This is a genomic window from Clostridium sp. UBA6640 (assembly GCF_002455975.1).
GTDB lineage: Bacteria > Bacillota > Clostridia > Clostridiales > Clostridiaceae > Clostridium_J.
This window is the reverse complement of record NZ_DKLM01000151.1, coordinates 50,127-50,820: the sequence shown is the minus strand read 5'-3', so window position 1 is coordinate 50,820 and position 694 is coordinate 50,127. Positions and strand designations below refer to the sequence as shown.

Here is a 694-nt window from a genome sequence, read left to right as displayed (position 1 = left end):
TATATAAGGAAAATAGATATTGTTCATACTACGTAGCCATGGATAGGAAAAGAGAAGAAATAAAAGTTATAAATGATATAGATAATCTATTTGAAAATGCAGAGAAATTAGTAGAAATTGGACAATTTCAATTATCTGAACTTTTATTAGAAAGAGTAGTTCATTTAGAAAAGGACAATATAAAGATTTTAAATCTTTATGCTTATGTAAATTTTATGTTAAAGAATTATACTATAGCTAAGGAGATAAATGAAAAAATTCTTAAAATAAATCACAATGATATATATGCAAACAAAGGGTTAGGTTTAACATTATGTAAATTGGGGGAAGTTGAAAAGGGTATAGATTATCTTAAAAATGCTGTGAAACTTACGGATTATAACTATATGGATCCTTATCATGATTGTGCAGCAACCCTTATGGAACATGATAAAATGGATGAAGCAAAGAGCATTTTAGAGCAGGCCAGACATATGTCATTAGATTTTGTTAAAGCAAACAAGGATCTATACGACAAATTAAATATATCTGCTATAGGGAAAGAAAAATAGGATTAAATAAAGTTTTATAGAAAATGCCTGAAAATCTTCGTTGTTTATTTCGGAGGATGTAAGGAATTAAATTAAGGTGGCTCTATGTCACCTTAATTTAATATTATACTTATTATAGATGTATCACTCCTAAATTTAATCTA

General features: G+C 26.9%; 1 protein-coding gene. It reads left to right on the top strand.

Annotated elements, in window-relative coordinates:
* Positions 1-38: 38 nt before the first annotated feature.
* Complete coding sequence (locus tag B2W91_RS17450) at positions 39-551, top strand: tetratricopeptide repeat protein (RefSeq protein ID WP_291583249.1); 513 nt, start codon at positions 39-41, stop codon at positions 549-551.
* The last annotated feature ends 143 nt before the right edge of the window (positions 552-694 follow it).

Bases quoted from the DNA above. Each gene is read 5' to 3' on its own strand.
- B2W91_RS17450 (WP_291583249.1), top strand. From the start codon at position 39: ATGGATAGGAAAAGAGAAGAAATAAAAGTTATAAATGATATAGATAAT.